This is a genomic window from Kribbella sp. NPDC051952 (assembly GCF_040680855.1).
Classification (GTDB): domain Bacteria; phylum Actinomycetota; class Actinomycetes; order Propionibacteriales; family Kribbellaceae; genus Kribbella.
The window spans coordinates 80,951-95,691 of sequence record NZ_JBFAXQ010000016.1; the positions used below are offsets into that span (position 1 = coordinate 80,951).

Annotated in this window: 13 protein-coding genes; 8 read left to right on the forward strand and 5 right to left on the reverse strand. The window is 67.2% G+C overall.

Annotation, left to right across the window (positions count from 1 at the left end; translation table 11 throughout):
• Positions 1-5: 5 nt before the first annotated feature.
• From AB0L70_RS27240 to AB0L70_RS27250, 3 genes are read left to right on the forward strand one after another with little or no spacing between them, the layout of a single operon-like run.
• A complete protein-coding gene (locus AB0L70_RS27240) occupies positions 6-881 on the forward strand; it encodes an ABC transporter permease (protein WP_363688942.1) in 876 nt (291 codons plus the stop codon).
• Positions 874-1,692: an ABC transporter ATP-binding protein gene (locus AB0L70_RS27245; protein ID WP_363688944.1), complete on the forward strand. Its 819-nt coding sequence runs from the start codon at positions 874-876 to the stop codon at positions 1,690-1,692. The genes AB0L70_RS27240 and AB0L70_RS27245 overlap by 8 nt, the downstream gene beginning before the upstream one ends.
• On the forward strand, positions 1,689-2,576 hold the full coding sequence (locus AB0L70_RS27250; RefSeq protein WP_363688946.1) for an ABC transporter ATP-binding protein: 888 nt from the start codon (positions 1,689-1,691) through the stop codon (positions 2,574-2,576). The genes AB0L70_RS27245 and AB0L70_RS27250 overlap by 4 nt, the downstream gene beginning before the upstream one ends.
• A 104-nt stretch (positions 2,577-2,680) precedes the next feature.
• Here AB0L70_RS27250 and AB0L70_RS27255 read toward each other — a convergent pair whose 3' ends face one another.
• Positions 2,681-4,711, reverse strand: a complete 2,031-nt coding sequence (locus AB0L70_RS27255; RefSeq protein WP_363688948.1) for a phosphocholine-specific phospholipase C — start codon at positions 4,709-4,711, stop codon at positions 2,681-2,683.
• Positions 4,712-4,873: 162 nt separating this feature from the next.
• On the opposite strand from AB0L70_RS27255, the gene AB0L70_RS27260 reads away from it, so the two are divergent.
• Positions 4,874-5,503, forward strand: coding sequence for a histone deacetylase (locus AB0L70_RS27260; RefSeq protein ID WP_363688950.1), 630 nt, complete (start codon positions 4,874-4,876; stop codon positions 5,501-5,503).
• On the opposite strand, the gene AB0L70_RS27265 is transcribed toward AB0L70_RS27260, so the two are convergent.
• Both AB0L70_RS27265 and AB0L70_RS27270 read right to left on the reverse strand, forming a co-directional pair.
• On the reverse strand, positions 5,462-7,576 hold the full coding sequence (locus tag AB0L70_RS27265; protein WP_363688952.1) for a M6 family metalloprotease domain-containing protein: 2,115 nt from the start codon (positions 7,574-7,576) through the stop codon (positions 5,462-5,464). The two genes, AB0L70_RS27260 and AB0L70_RS27265, sit on opposite strands and share 42 nt — an antisense overlap.
• 112 nt (positions 7,577-7,688) lie before the next feature.
• The gene (locus AB0L70_RS27270) at positions 7,689-8,726 is read right to left on the reverse strand and encodes a hypothetical protein (protein ID WP_363688954.1); all 1,038 of its coding nucleotides are present in this window, start codon (positions 8,724-8,726) and stop codon (positions 7,689-7,691) included.
• 143 nt (positions 8,727-8,869) lie between these two features.
• On the opposite strand from AB0L70_RS27270, the gene AB0L70_RS27275 reads away from it, so the two are divergent.
• From AB0L70_RS27275 to AB0L70_RS27285, 3 genes are all read left to right on the forward strand, one after another.
• Positions 8,870-10,228: an NAD-dependent succinate-semialdehyde dehydrogenase gene (locus AB0L70_RS27275; RefSeq protein WP_363688956.1), complete on the forward strand. Its 1,359-nt coding sequence runs from the start codon at positions 8,870-8,872 to the stop codon at positions 10,226-10,228.
• 90 nt (positions 10,229-10,318) lie between these two features.
• On the forward strand, positions 10,319-11,734 hold the full coding sequence (locus AB0L70_RS27280; RefSeq protein ID WP_363688958.1) for a hypothetical protein: 1,416 nt from the start codon (positions 10,319-10,321) through the stop codon (positions 11,732-11,734).
• A 64-nt stretch (positions 11,735-11,798) separates the two neighbouring features.
• Complete coding sequence (locus tag AB0L70_RS27285) at positions 11,799-12,242, forward strand: nuclear transport factor 2 family protein (protein ID WP_363688960.1); 444 nt, start codon at positions 11,799-11,801, stop codon at positions 12,240-12,242.
• Here the strand turns inward: AB0L70_RS27285 and AB0L70_RS27290 are convergent.
• The gene (locus tag AB0L70_RS27290) at positions 12,239-12,802 is read right to left on the reverse strand and encodes an excalibur calcium-binding domain-containing protein (RefSeq protein ID WP_363688962.1); all 564 of its coding nucleotides are present in this window, start codon (positions 12,800-12,802) and stop codon (positions 12,239-12,241) included. The two genes, AB0L70_RS27285 and AB0L70_RS27290, sit on opposite strands and share 4 nt — an antisense overlap.
• A gap of 169 nt (positions 12,803-12,971) precedes the next feature.
• On the opposite strand from AB0L70_RS27290, the gene AB0L70_RS27295 reads away from it, so the two are divergent.
• Positions 12,972-13,484 carry a PaaI family thioesterase gene (locus AB0L70_RS27295; protein WP_363688964.1) on the forward strand — a complete coding sequence of 171 codons (513 nt, stop codon included), beginning with the start codon at positions 12,972-12,974 and terminating at the stop codon, positions 13,482-13,484.
• Here the strand turns inward: AB0L70_RS27295 and AB0L70_RS27300 are convergent.
• Complete coding sequence (locus AB0L70_RS27300; RefSeq protein WP_363688966.1) at positions 13,475-14,737, reverse strand: aminotransferase class I/II-fold pyridoxal phosphate-dependent enzyme; 1,263 nt, start codon at positions 14,735-14,737, stop codon at positions 13,475-13,477. The genes AB0L70_RS27295 and AB0L70_RS27300 overlap by 10 nt on opposite strands.
• Positions 14,738-14,741: the final 4 nt, after the last annotated feature.

Here is a 14,741-nt window from a genome sequence, read left to right on the forward strand (position 1 = left end):
TGCCGATGAGAATCCTCACAGCAGTACTGCGGACGATCCGGAACAGCCGGCGGCTGGCGATCGGGCTGGTCATCCTCGGACTGATGGTGCTGCTCGCGCTGTTCAGCCCGCTGATCGCGAAGGCCATCGGCGGTGGGCAGGATCCGATCGAGCTGGCGGCGTACGACAAGTGGCTGGTGCCGGGCTCCGGCCACCTGCTCGGGACCGACCAGTTCGGCCGGGACGTGTTCGCGATGGTGGTGAAGGCGCTGGCTGTCTCATTGCAGATCGGCGCGATCGCCGGAGTCATCTCGACCGTGGTCGGCGTGGTCGTCGCGTTCGTGGCCGGATACAAGGGCGGCTGGATCGACGGGGTGCTGTCGACGTTCACCGGCATCCTGCTGGTGATCCCGACGTTCCCGTTGCTGATCGCGCTGTCGGCGTACGCGAAGAACGTCAGCCTGTTCCAGGTCGGCGTGATGATCTCGATCTTCGCCTGGCCGTTCGCGGCCAAGACGATCCGCTCGCAGGTGCTGAGCCTGCGCACGCGTCCGTACGTCGATCTGGCCCGGGTGAGCAAGGCCCGTGACCTCGAGATCATCACCACGGAACTGCTGCCGAACCTGCTGCCGTTCATCGGGGTCGGGTTCGCGTCGTCGGCGCTGGGTGCGATCTTCGGACTGGTCGGCCTGGAGATCATCGGGCTCGGGCCCGGTGGCGTGATCGACCTCGGCCAGATCATCTACAGCGCGATCAGCACCGGTGCGCTGACACTGGGCGCGTGGCCGATGTTCGTCGTACCGGTCGGGTTGCTGACGCTGCTGTTCGCGGCGCTGAACATGGTGAACATCGGACTCGAAGAGGTCTACAACCCGCGACTGAGGGGAGTGGCCGGTGAGTGAGACGCCGAACGTCCTGGAAATCAAGGGACTCGAGGTCGCCTACTCGACCAACCGTGGCGACGTGAAGGCTGTCCGCGACCTGAACCTGGACGTCCGCCGCGGCGAGATCCTCGGGATCGCGGGGGAGTCGGGCAGTGGGAAGAGCACGCTCGCGGTCGCACTGCTCAGGTTGCTGAAGGCACCTGGCAAGGTGACGGCCGGCTCGGCGATGTTCCACCCGGCCGGTCGGTCGCCGGTGGATCTGCTTCAGGTGCAAGGCGAAGAGCTGCGGGTCCTGCGCTGGAGTTCGCTGTCGTATCTCCCGCAGGGCTCGATGAGTTCGCTCAACCCGGTGATGCGGGTGCACGACCAGTTCAAGGACGTGATCGTCGAGCACGCGCCGGACCGCAAGGAAGCGGTCGGGGACATGATCCCGCGGCTGCTCGGGCAGGTCGGCCTGGAACCACGGGTCGCGCGGATGTACCCGCACGAGCTGTCCGGCGGGATGAAACAGCGTGTGCTGATGGCGATCGCGGTCGCGCTCGAACCGGACCTGGTGATCGCTGACGAGCCGACCACGGCGCTGGACGTGACGATCCAGCGGGTGATCCTGCAGTCGCTCGGCGATCTGCGTACCGACTTCGGGGTGACGCTGATGCTGATCTCGCACGACATGGGCGTGCACGCGCAGCTGGCCGACCGGGTCGCGGTGATGTACGAAGGGCAATTGGTCGAGGTTGGCGACGTACGGCAGGTGTTCAAGAATCCGCAGGACGCGTATACCCGGCAGCTGATCGAGTCGATCCCGCGTCTCGGAAGGAAGGTATCGTGAAGTCCGAGCTCGAACTTCGTGGCGTACAGCAACGATTCCATGCCCGCGGCGTGGCCGCAGGCTACATCACCGCGGTCGATGACGTGAGCTTCTCGCTCGCGGCGTCACCACCGCAGATCGTCTCGCTGGTGGGCCAGAGCGGCAGCGGGAAGAGCACGATCGCGCGCAACGTGCTCGGTCTGCAGAAGCCGACGGCCGGGTCCGTGCTGTACGGCGGCAAGGACATCTTCAAGCTGAGCCGGACCGAGTACGACGAGTACCGGCGCGACGTCCAGCCCGTGTTCCAGGATCCGTACGCGATCTTCAATCCCTTCTATCGGGTGGATCGCGTGCTGTGGAAGGCGGTGAAGAAGTTCGGGCTGGCGAAGTCACGGGAAGCCGGCCTGGCGCTGATCGAGGAGTCGCTGCGGGCGGTGCGGCTCGAGCCGGAGAACGTGCTCGGGCGTTACCCGCACCAGCTGTCCGGTGGCCAACGGCAACGGATCATGCTGGCTCGGGTGCACATGCTGCGGCCGTCGTTCATCATCGCCGACGAGCCGGTGTCGATGCTGGATGCCCAGGTCCGTAAGCACTTCCTCGACATCCTGCTCGACTTCCAGCGCGAGCACGGCATGACGACGCTCTTCATCACCCACGACCTGTCCACCGTCTACTACCTGGGCGGCGAGGTCATGGTCATCACCAAGGGCCAGATCGTCGAACGCGGCCCGGTCTCCAAGGTGATGCACGAGCCGTCCCACTCGTACACGAAACTCCTGCTCGACTCCATCCCCCAACCCGACCCCGACAACCGCTGGACCACCCGCATCGACGTCGACGGCCTGGACCAGGTCGACGACGCGAACCCAGCCGCCGCCACCAAGCCCGAGGCCCCGATCCTGTAGCCCGGCGCCCTTTCCGTCCGAGGGGATATCCCTTCGCGTTGTCCCTTCTCCCCTCGTATGCCGGGGGGAGAAGGGACAACTCGCGGGGATATCCCGTCGTACGTTCAGACGGTTTTGGTGGCGGGGTCGCTGAGGCCGGGGGTGCCGGTTTCTACGTGGCCGGCGTAGCGGCGGAGGTACGTCGGGTCTCCGTCGGTGGTGACGGTGACGTCGTACCAGCGGGTGGTTGTGGTGATGGTGTGGGTGGTCTTGCCCGGCTTGAGGTCGAGCTTCTTGGGCTTGCCGCCGTACGACGAGGTGATGGTGACGCGGCGGGCTGTTTTGGTGGTGAAGGTGAGGAGTACGTCGCCGGTGCGGGTGTCGCGGGCGGTGATCTCCAGGGCCGTCGCGGGCTTGCCCTTGAAGGTGCGGAGGAAGCCGTTCGGGCCGTGGACGGTGAGGTCGGTGATGCCGGCCGAGTAGACCGGGTTCCAGGTGTCGGCGACGGTCTTGCCGGCTTCCGTGGTGTAGGTCCAGGGGCCGTCGGTGCGGTTGGCCGAGGTGATGAGGAACTGCGCACCGGCGTGCGCTCCGGAGCTGAAGGTCAGCTTGTACTTGCCATCGGCAACGGTGCCGTCGACGATCGGTGCGTAGGGCAACGGCCGGGTATGGCGGACGCCGCGCTCCTGCGCCGGGACCTTGCCGACCGCGGGCGGCGTGGGCACGTAGTCGGGGTGCCGCTTGTCGTCCGGCGGCTCGTACGCCGTGGTGTCGGGTAGACGGGCCGGTTTCGTCGCCGTCGTACCGAAGTCGAAGGCGGACGTGAGGTCGCCACAGATCGCCCGGCGCCAGGGGGAGATGTTCGGCTCGTGCACGTCGAATCGCCGCTCCATGAACCGGATGATCGAGGTGTGGTCGAACGTCTCCGAGCAGGTGTAGCCGCCGGTGCTCCACGGGGACACGACGAGCATCGGAACGCGCTGACCCAGGCCGTACGCGCCGGGCGCGACCTTCGTACCGGTGTACAGATCCGGGCCGACGTCGACGGTCGACAGACCCTGCGACGCGGACATCGGCGGGTACGGCGGTACGGCGTGATCGAAGAAGCCGTCGTTCTCGTCGTACGTGATGAAGAGCGCGGTCTTGCTCCAGACGGCCGGGTTCGCGGTGAGCGCGTCGAGGACCTGGGAGATGTACCAGGCGCCGTAGTTGGCCGGCCAGTTCGGGTGCTCGGTGAAGGCTTCCGGCGCGGCGATCCAGGAGATCTTCGGCAGCCGGTTGTTCTTCACGTCCGCGGTCAGCTGGGCGAACAGGCTCTCGCCGGCCTTCGCGTTCGTGCCGGTGCGGGCCTTGTCGTACAAGGGATTCCCCGGCGCGGCGTTGCGGTAGTTGTTGAAGTAGAGCAATGAGTTGTCGCCGTAGTTGCCGCGGTACGCGTCGTCGATCCAGCCCCAGCCGCCGGCCGCGTCCAGACCGTCACCGATGTCCTGGTAGATCTTCCAGGACACACCGGCCTGCTCGAGCCGTTCCGGGTACGTCGTCCAGCCGTAACCGGCCTCGTCGTTCCCCAGGACCGGGCCGCCGCCCGTGCCGTCGTTGCCCGTGTAACCGGTCCACATGTAGTACCGGTTCGGGTCGGTGGAGCCCATGAACGAGCAGTGGTAGGCGTCGCACAGGGTGAACTTGTCCGCGAGCGCGTAGTGGAACGGGATGTCCTCGCGGGTCAGGTACGCCATCGTGGTCGAGGTCTTCGCCGGGATCCACTGGTCGTACTTGCCGTTGTTCACGGCCTGGTGCGCGTCGCCCCAGCTGTGCGCGAGGTCCTGGATGAACTGCAGGCCGAGGTTGTCCGCGTCCGGCCGGAACGGCAGGATCTCCTTGCCGGCGGCATCCTTCTGGTGCCACACCGGCTTCCCGCTGGGCAGCGTCACCGGCCGCGGGTCACCGAAACCACGCACACCCTTCATGGTGCCGAAGTAGTGGTCGAACGAACGGTTCTCCTGCATCAGGACGACGATGTGCTCGACGTCCTCGATGTCACCGTGCCGGCGGTGCGCCGGGATCGCGGCGGCCTGCTCGATGCTGTTGCTCATCGCGGCGAACGCAGCCGAAGCTCCCGCGAGCTGCAGGAACCTCCGGCGATTGATGTCTGGCATACGGGTCTCCTGACGGCTGAGGGCGGATGGAGTCTGAAACACCAGCACTACGTCGCAGGCACCCTAGTCTGAACGATTAACCGACGGAAGATGAACTGTCCTGTCCATTGCCGGTGACTTTCAAACTGTTCCGATCACTGCTCTCGTGGTTCACTGCCGACCATGCATCGCGTCTGGTACGTCGCGTACGGCTCCAACCTGGCCCTTGCACGCTTCCGCTGCTACCTGTCCGGCGGCCGACCACAAGGTGGCGCCCGGGTGTACCCAGGCTGCCGTGATGGCAGCAACCCCACCCGGATCGAGCCCGTCGCCGTACCAGGCGGCCTCCTGTTCGCCGGCGCCTCGAAGGTCTGGGGCGGCGGTTCCGCCTTCTACGACCGCACCGCCACCCGCGGAGTCGCCGGCCGGGCCTACCTCCTGACCCCGGAGCAACTCGGCGACGTCGCCGCCCAGGAGATGTGGCGAGAACCCGGCGGGCCGTTCGCCCAAGACCTGACCGCGGCCCTCACCGACGTCGTTGAGTTCCACACGATGGGTCCCGGCCGGTACGAGACCGTCGTACGCCTCGGCGAGCACGACGGCCTCCCGATGTACACCGTCACGCACGGAGACGCCGCCGAACTCACCCCGGTCGCCCCGACCCCGTCGTACCTCCAATGGATAGCCACCGGCCTCCGCGAGGCCCACGGCTGGGACGATCCGCAGATTGTCGACTATCTGCGGACCGCCCCAGGTGCGGAGAACGTCTCGCTACCGCTTGATGGCGACGCAGGTGGCGGTGGTGGTTTTTGAGGGGTCGCTTTCGGAGGTTGCGGTGAGGGTGATCTTTGCCAGCGGGGTGGTGCCTGCCTTGGTGTAGACGGGGACGTTGACGTGTTGGCCGGCGTTGGCGGTGGTCAGGGCGTTGGGGAGGGCGAGGGACCAGTTCTTGCCGGTGACCTTGGCGGAGAGGCGGTAGATGTCGCCCTTGAGGTACGGCGTGACGTCCTCGGGGTGCGTGGAGGCCGTGCCTGCCTTGCCGGTGTTGGTGAGTTGGAAGTTGCAGGTTTGTACGCCGTTCGACGTCGGCTTGGCGACCGTGGGGAGGACGCGGACGCCGCGCTTCTGCGGACCGGAGCCGTCGAGGGAGCGGATCGCGACTGTGTAGGACAGGATCCCGGCGCGGTCCCGGCGTACGTTCGTGACGTAGAAGTGCAGGCGGTTCGCGGTGTCGGTGTACTCGTACTCGCTGCCCGAATTTGTGCCGGCGTGGAACAGGGCGTCGGACAGCTGGCGGTAGTCGCCGATCGTGATCGGGACCTTGGTGCCGTCGGGCAGGACGTAGTCGGTCATGTTGATGTCCTGCGGGTTGGCGTCGACGACCCACTCGAACGGCGCCTGATCCTGGTTCTTCGTCTTCGCGAGCAGTACGCCGGAATCGGGCGTGAACGAGTCCGTGCCCATCCGGTCCACCACCTCGACCGTGTAGTTCTGATACCCACGTCCGTCACACAACGGATCCGTCGTCACGTCACAGGCAGGTGCGAGATCACCCGCGCCGCCGAGCTGGATGTTGACCCCGGACAGCCCCTTCGGCCCCGGTTGCGCCGTACGCGCGGTCACGTTCGCGATCACCACACCCGACGTCGCGAGCGCTTCCCGCGACAATCGCAGCACGTTCTGCTCGTCGACCATCTCGAGCTTGATCTTGTTCCGCAGCATGTGTTGCGCGCCCATCGAGGCGCCACCGGTCGCCGGGATCATCCAGCGGCTGTGTGGACCTCCTGGGCCGTTGAAGCTGCCGCGGCTGAGCATCTCCCAGATCCCGGTGTACGCGCGCCGGGCAGGTACGCCGTACGGGTTGTTGTAGTTGTCACCGATGCCGAGGATGTGGCTGAACTCGTGCGCGAACACCGCCATGCCGGAGCTCTCCGCCTGCGTCGACGAACCACCGCCGGCGTTCGGCCAGATCGACGAACCCGCGGCCCACGACGTCCAGTCGACGTACCGGGTGTCCGACCAGTTCGGCAGGCTCGGGTCCGGCGGACCGAAGTCGTCGGTCACGTCCTCCTTGGTCGGGAACTTCATCATCCCGAACTCCTGCCAGGTGGACGACTCGTCCTGTCCGGCACTCAGGAAGAACACGAAGTCGAACCCGGCCGGCACCTCCGGCCCCTGGTCCGCGACCCACGCGGCGCGACCGTCGGTACGGATGTTGCGGTTGCAGTTGTCGCCGGCCGGGCAGTCCTCAGGCTTCTGGAACTCCATCGCGTACTCGTGCGACTTCCCCGGCATGCGGTACGGACCGAATGCGGTGAGGTCGACGCCGTACCGGCCGCTGGAGTCCTCCATCCAGTACTCGTGCAGCGTGTGGCCGCGGTTGAGCTGGCCGGGCGTGTTCAGGAAGTTCTTGTAGAACTGCGCGACCTGGTCCCGCGGTACGCCGTTCGCCTCGGCACTCGGGTTGCCGAACACGGTCGCGCCCTTGGGCTTGGTGATGACGAAGTCCTGGTTCGGGTAGTCGAGCAGGACCAGCGCACCCTTGAACGTCCGGGTCGACCCCTTGGTCGCGGGGTTGGCCCAGTCCGTGCCCGGCGGTTTGACGTAGTCGCTCCACGTCATGTGATCCGGGTTCTCCCAGTTCTGCGGGTCGATGGGACCCGGCAGACCGTGGGACGTGGTGGTCGCGATCCGCTTGTCCTGACCGGACTCCTGCTGTGTTTCTTGCCAGGGCTGCTTCTGCGGCCAGTGCGGGTACTGCCAGGCGTTCGCGGGATCCGGGGGAGCGGTCGCACTGGGCGACGCGAGAGCCATCGTCGGGACCGACACAGCCGCCAGTACGGCGACCAGTCGCAGGACAACACGAAACTTCCGTTGCTCAGACACGGGCGGGCATCCGATCGACAAAGGGCGGGACAACGGGCAAGCCACGAGCTTGCCCCCACAACACCCCTGACCACAACAGATCGCGGCGTGGGCGTTCGCCTGGCGGCCGAACTCAGGCTGCGCTGAGGTCGGCCAGGTAGGACAGATGATGGGACGTGGCCAGGGCGACGACCTTCGTCTTCGAGCCGTATCCGGAGGCGTTGCCGCTCGCCGCCGCGACGAATCCGTTGTCGCCCCACGAATAGTCAGCACCGGCGAAGCTCCCCGACTCCAGCAAGCTCTGACTCGCGGTGCCGATGGCCTTCGAGACGAGATGTTGCTGGTCGACGACCGGGATCGGTTCCCGGACATACAGCCAATGGTCGGTGCAGCTGTACTTGACGTTCACGTGGTTGCTGCGGCGGATCCCCGGGGCGGTCACCGGATGTACGACGCCGTAGTCGCCGAACCGCACCTCGGCAAGACCTGCCGACACCGCCGCGCGCCAGACGAGCTCCTCGTAGCGGGGTTGTTCCCAGACCGCGACCTGGGTCAGCGACCTGGGAACAGAGCCGCCGAGGAGCGTTATCGACCGGAATGTCGGCTGCCCGATCAGATCGGCGAGAGTCGCCACCGCTTCATCGGTCACTCGCGAGGTCGACGACGCCACATAGCCGAGGTCAACGATCAGGTCGACGTCCGTCGCTTCGAGGCCAAGTGCTTGCGGCAACTGCGCGACCTGAGCCGGGGTTGCCGACTCCGGCTCGATCCGAAGTGCGCAGCCGCACCCGAACTCGTCGGCGAACGCGCGGAGCCGATACAGCCAGGCGGCGTCGCCGGCTCGAGCCACGGGTATGAACGGAATGGGATCCAAAGGCAGCTCGTCGTCTGCGGAATGCAGCCGATTCGCCAACTTGTCGAGCAGCTCGAACCTCTCCGCATCCGAATGAATCGCGTTGACGTCCGCGATCGCCACTCTGCCGAGCGCGTTGAGCTTCCGCATCGTGCGGGCGACCCGGTCCAGCGTCGGCTCAGGTGATTTGTCTTCCTCGACCTCGATCACCACCAACGGCTGTACGCCGAGATCCCGGTGGAGTGTGTTCAGCGCTTCCAGCTCGCCTTGCTTCGAGCGCAACGCCACCAGTGCTCGGAAGTCACCTGCAGCAATCACACCTCACCCCCGTCACTCACCGTATTTCAGGGTAACTGGATGCGGTCAAACGTGCAGTCCGTCGCGATTCGGCAAGACTGTATACAGTATGATGCGAGGTGGGTAGCCTTGGCGAGGCTGTGCTCGTGGTGGATGGAGGAGTTATGTATGTAGTTGCTGACCCGGTGACGGGGTTGTTGGTTGAGGAAGTGGCTAACTCGACGGAGGAGGAGGTTCAGGGGGCGATCGGGCGGGTGCATTCCGGGTATGCGGGGTGGCGGGGGCGGTCCGTTGGGGAGCGGGCAGGGATCGTGGCGCGGGCTGCGGACCTGTTCGATGAGCGGGCTGATGAGCTGGCCGGGATCATGACGCTGGAGATGGGAAAGCGGGTCAACGAGGGTCTCGGCGAGGTCGGGATCGTGGTCGACATCTTCCGGTACTACGCGGAGCACGGGCCGGCGTTGCTCGCGGACGAGCCCCTGGAGATCAAGGGCGGAAGCGCGGTCATCACCAAGGAGCCGATCGGGCCGCTGCTCGGGATCATGCCGTGGAACTTCCCCTGCTACCAGGTCGCCCGGTTCGTCGCGCCGAACCTGGTGCTCGGCAACACCATCCTGCTCAAGCACGCGTCGATCTGCCCGCGCTCGGCCCGGGCGATCGAGGAGATCCTGTGGGCGGCCGGCGTACCCGAGGACGTGTACGTGAACACCTACGCCTCCAGTCGGCAGATCCCGGCGATCCTGGCTGACCCGCGGATCGTCGGCGTCTCCCTGACCGGTAGCGAGCAAGCCGGCATCTCGGTCGCCGCCGAAGCCGGCAAGAACCTCAAGCGGACCGTGCTCGAACTCGGCGGCTCCGACCCGCTGATCGTGCTCGACACCGCGGACCTGGACGAGACCGTCAACGCCACCGCGACCGCGCGGATGCGGAACTGCGGTCAGTCCTGCAACGCCCCGAAGCGGATGATCGTGCTGTCCGACCTGTACGACGAGTACGTCGACCGGCTGACGAAGCGGATCGCGGATTACTACGTGCCCGGCGACCCCTCCGACCCGGAGACGAAGCTCCCGCCGCTCGCGTCCATCGCGGCCGCGGACGAGGTCGCCGCGCAGGTCGCGAAGGCGGTCGAGCAAGGCGCGACCCTACGGACCGGCGGGAACCGGATCGGCCCGGGCGCCTACCTCGAGGCGACCGTTCTCACCGACGTCACGCCGGACATGGATGCGTACTACGAGGAGATCTTCGGCCCGGTCGTGATCGTGTTCAAGGCCGAGAACGACGACGACGCGATCCGGCTGGCGAACGACACACCGTTCGGCCTCGGCGCATCGGTCTGGGGTACGGACGCCACCCGCAACCGACGCGTCGCCGACCGGATCGAGGCCGGCATGGTCTACCTGAATCGAGCCGGCGGATCGCAGGCGGACCTGCCCTTCGGCGGGATCAAACGCTCCGGCCTCGGCCGCGAACTCGGCCCGGCGGGCATCGAGGAGTTCATGAACAAGAAGTCCATCCGGCTCTGACTGGCAGGTAGCGGTCAGCGGTCACACCGGGTCCAGGCGGACTCGTACGTTGAGTGACGTTCCGTCTCTCCACGTGATCGAAAGTGACCGATGAGCTCTTTGCCACCTCCCGCACCGGGCACCGGGCCGTACCCGGGGCCGGCACCCAAGACGCCGGCGCGACCCGATCCACTGACCGTTGCCCTAGGCAACGCTTCCCTGCTCGGCCTCGGGTACTTCTTGATGCGGCGATGGAAGACCGGGATCGCGGCCCTCCTCGTGACCGCTGTACTCGTGGTGGTCCTGGTCGTGCAGAAGGAGTCCAGCTACGAGTTGGCGATCGTGGTCTGGTGGGCGGTCGCGATCGTCCACGGCTGGTTCCTCGCCCAGCAGCAACCGAACCGGACCAGCAGCCTCCCCAAGCGGCTGGTCGCCCTCGGGCTCACGGTCGCGGTCCTGCTCGCGGTCGGCGTCCTGCGCTTCGGCGCTGCCCGGATCGACGACGAGGCCGTCGCGGCGCGGAACGCGGGGGACTGTGCCGGGGTGTCGGCGGCGAAGGCGAAGTACTCGTTCGGCCATCGGCTCGCGGACGCGCCGCGGACGGTCCGGGTCGAGGGCGATGTCGGCGCGTGCGACCGGCTGGACTCGGCTGCGATCACGTTGCGGACCGCCACGCGGACGGGCGATCCCAAGGCACTCGACGCGGGCTTCGGCGTCCTGTCCGAGGTGCTCGCCGAGCCGGGCCAGGAGCACACGGTGAGCGCCGTACTGGATGGGTTCCTCCGCGGCCTGCCGGCCAAAGACCCGTGCGCGACTGTCGCGCTCACGGCCGCTCTACGGTTCCGGGACCCGACTCACAATCTCCTGGACGGCGCCAGAGCGGTCGTCCCGCGCCTCGAGCCGAACGCACTCCTCGGGTGCGGGGACGCGCGCGCCGCCGCCGGGAAATGGGACGAAGCGCGCGTCGTCTACCAGCAGCTTGCCGACAACTACCCTCGCGCCAAACAAGCCGTCAAGGCCCGCGCCGGCGCGCAGCGAGCCGCGCTGACGCTGGAGCTGAACAACGTTCGCGGCCTGATCACCAGTGGCGAGTACTGCTCGTCGCCGGCCAAGTACGGCGGGGCCGCGCCGTACCACCGTCGCGGCGTCAACCGAGCGCTGTTCGTGGGCGGCACCGACGAGTACACGGGGAAACTCCCGAGCCAATGGCGGACGACCGACCCGTACCGGGCCACCCTGATGCTCTGCACGGAGGAGAACGACTACGGTACGGCGGTCGAGACCTGCCCGTACACGCCCATCGGCGACTCCTACGCCGCGTCGACCAGCGTGACGTTCTACAAGATCGCGGTCCCGGTGAAGGCCTACGAGCTGCGTACCGGTCGCCTGGTCATGAGCACGACCGTCCAGATCGGCGGATCATCGTGTCCACAGACGATCTACACGTCGTACACACCGTCGCAGGAGTATGTGACGCCGACCAGCGCCACCGTCCAAGCCGCCTTCAAACCGATCCTCGCTCCCTGAAACCGGAACGGTCCGGTGCTGCGTATGTCTCGTGGAGTACCCGACACAGGACAGGAGACAGGTGATGGTGGACGCAGAGCTGGAGCGGCGGCTCCAGGAGTCGGCGGGGGCTTACCTCCGCGGTGATGTCGACAGGTACCTGGAGCTGATCCATCACAGCGACGACTACACGTTGATGTCGCCCCATGGTGGGGAGCTCGTCCGCGGCTTCGACACCTCGCCGGAGACGTTGCAGGCCACCCGCGAGTTCTTCCGGGGCGGCGAGGCGTCGGTCGACATCGAGCAGACGTACGAGTCCGGCGATCTGACGGTGATCGTCGCGGTCGAACGCCAGCACGGCAAGATCGGCGGTCTGCCCGACCAGGACTTGTCCCTACGCGTCACGCTGGTCTTCCGACGTACACAAGCGGGCTGGGATCTGGTGCACCGGCATGCCGACCCGCTGGTCCACCCCATCGGCGTCAACGAGCTGGCCGAACTCGCCCGGGGAACCGCAGTCGCTGGTTAGGAGTCGCCGGGGCCGCAGGCGATGTTGTCCCGGTTCCGGTCCAGCGCCTTCGAGTAGCCGGGGTTGCCGCGGGGGAGTGGGGCCTTGCCGGAGGCTCGGACCTCGGCGCAGTCCCTGTACACGACGACGGTCGACTGGGTCGTCGGGAGGATCGTCGAGGTCGGGGCGACGCTGGACGTCGGGGCGATTGTCTCGCCGCCCGGCGGCGTGGAGGCAGCGGTCCGCGCGGCTTCCCGGGTGGGCTTCTCGACCCGCCCGAGGGGTGCCTCGGTGGTGGAGGTGAACGGCGACGTCGTACTCGCGTCATCCGCACGCCAGGGGTTCACCAGCACGAGTGACATCAGGGCGGTCGGGACAAGCACGATCGCAACCACCTTGATCCGGCTCGCGCCGCCGTACCTGCCGACGGGTCCTCGGACCGTACGCCCGTGCTCGTCGGTCCAGAACGCCCATCCATCTGGTGGCGCCGGCCAGGACGCTGGGGGTCGCCAGCGCGGCGGTGGCCGCCATCCTGCCGTCGGCGGATCGGGCCACTGCGGTGGTGTGTTGAACTGCCTCACTTCGTCCTCCCCTCAGGCAGCCTAGCGACGGCTTCGCGAGAGGGAAGAGGAGGGCCCGAAACCTCTTTATTTCATGCGTTTGCCAGCTCGACGTCGCGTCACCGGGAGGTCACCGTAGTGAGGGCTAAGTCTCGTTGACAGACTTAGCAAGCGGTGTGAAGCTCGGTCCATGACTGACACGCAGGACCAGACCCGCAGCCGGACCTTCTCCTGGACCGATCCGGCGCTGACCGCGGCGCGGCTCGGCACGACGTCCGGACTGGAGATGCTGCGGGCGATGAGCGACAGCGAGATTCCCGCGCCACCGATCCTGCAGCTCGTCGGCGCGACCGGGCTCGAGGCGGAGGAGGGCCGGGTCGTCGTGTACCTGCCGGCGGCCGAGTTCCACTACAACCCGCTCGGCACAGTCCACGGCGGAGTCATCGCGACGCTCCTGGACACCGCCGCCGGCTGCACGGTCCACTCGACCCTGCCCGCCGGCGTCGGCTACACGTCCCTGGATCTGATGACCCGCTTCATCAAGCCGGTCACGGTCAAGTCCGGTCTGCTCCGGTGTGAGGGCTCGATCATCAGCCGGGGCCGCCGCACCGCGGTCGCCGAGTCACGCTTGTTCGACGAGCGCGGTGCGTTGCTGGCCCACGCGACCTCGACCTGCTTGATCTTCGAGTTGCCTCAGGCCTGATCGGCCAGCAGCTTCTCGGTCGCGACCAGGCGGACGCAGGTGGCCAGGCCGGTGATCGCGGCCTCGACCTCGGGCAGTTCGGGGTACGTCGGTGCGATCCGGATGGTCTGGTCCGTCGGGTCATCGCCGTACGGGTGGGTCGCACCGGCCGGGGTGATGGCTATACCGGCCGCCTTGGCCTTGGCGACGACCTCGCGGGCGCAACCCTCCGGGACCTGCAGGCTGATGAAGTAGCCGCCGGCGGGGGAGGTCCACGAGGCCAGACCGCTGTCGCCGAGCTCGGCCGTGAGGATCTTGTCGACCGCCTCGAACTTGGGCCGGATCACCTCGGCGAGTGTCCGCATGTGCGCCCGCAGCCCGTCGGCGTCGCGGAGGAACTGCACGTGCCGGAGCTGGTTGATCTTGTCCGGTCCGATGCTGCGCTTGACCGTGTGGCTCAGCCACCACTCGACGTTGGCCGGTGACGACCCGAAGAACGCGACGCCGGCTCCGGCGAAGGTGATCTTCGAGCTCGACCCGAACACGAAGGCCCGGTCCGGGTGACCGTCGTCGGCGCACAACGCGAGTACGTCGGCGAGCTGCGCGGGCGAGTCCGTCAGGTGATGTACGGCGTACGCGTTGTCCCAGAAGATCCGGAAGTCCGGTGCGGCGGTCTCCATCGCGGCGAGCCGGCGGACCGTCTCGTCGGAGTAGACCGTGCCGTCCGGGTTGCTGTACTTCGGCACGCACCAGATGCCCTTGATCGACGCGTCCTCGGCGACCAGCCGCTCGACCACGTCCATGTCCGGGCCGTCGGCCGTCATCGGGACGGGGATCATCCGGATGCCGAACCGCTCGCAGATCCCGAAGTGCCGGTCGTAGCCCGGCACCGGGCACAGGAACGTCAGCCCCTCGACATCGGCCCAGCGCTGCTCGGCGCCCGGCACCTTCCCGAGGAGCGCGAACACGACCGCGTCGTGCATCAGCTCGAGGCTCGAGTTCCCGGCCGCCATCAGCTGCTCGACCGGTACCTGGAGGTCCTCGGCGAAGATCGCCCGTACCTCCTTGAGGCCGTTCAGCCCGCCGTAGTTGCGCAGGTCGGTCCCATCCGCGGCCACCGGGTCACCGGACAGCCCGAGCACTCCATTGGCCGCATCCAACTGCCGCGGCGAGGGCTTCCCCCGCGTCAGATCCAGCTTCAGCCCCTTCGCCACCAACGCCTCATAGTCCTGCCGGGCCCGGTCACGCTGGACAGTCAGCTCATCGCCACTCACGGGA

Excerpts from the sequence above, each read along its gene's own strand:
- AB0L70_RS27240 (WP_363688942.1), top strand. The coding sequence starts at position 6 with ATGAGAATCCTCACAGCAGTACTGCGGACGATCCGGAACAGCCGGCGG.
- AB0L70_RS27255 (WP_363688948.1), bottom strand. The coding sequence starts at position 4,711 with ATGCCAGACATCAATCGCCGGAGGTTCCTGCAGCTCGCGGGAGCTTCG.
- AB0L70_RS27260 (WP_363688950.1), top strand. The coding sequence starts at position 4,874 with ATGCATCGCGTCTGGTACGTCGCGTACGGCTCCAACCTGGCCCTTGCA.
- AB0L70_RS27275 (WP_363688956.1), top strand. The coding sequence starts at position 8,870 with ATGTATGTAGTTGCTGACCCGGTGACGGGGTTGTTGGTTGAGGAAGTG.
- AB0L70_RS27280 (WP_363688958.1), top strand. The coding sequence starts at position 10,319 with ATGAGCTCTTTGCCACCTCCCGCACCGGGCACCGGGCCGTACCCGGGG.
- AB0L70_RS27285 (WP_363688960.1), top strand. The coding sequence starts at position 11,799 with ATGGTGGACGCAGAGCTGGAGCGGCGGCTCCAGGAGTCGGCGGGGGCT.
- AB0L70_RS27295 (WP_363688964.1), top strand. The coding sequence starts at position 12,972 with ATGACTGACACGCAGGACCAGACCCGCAGCCGGACCTTCTCCTGGACC.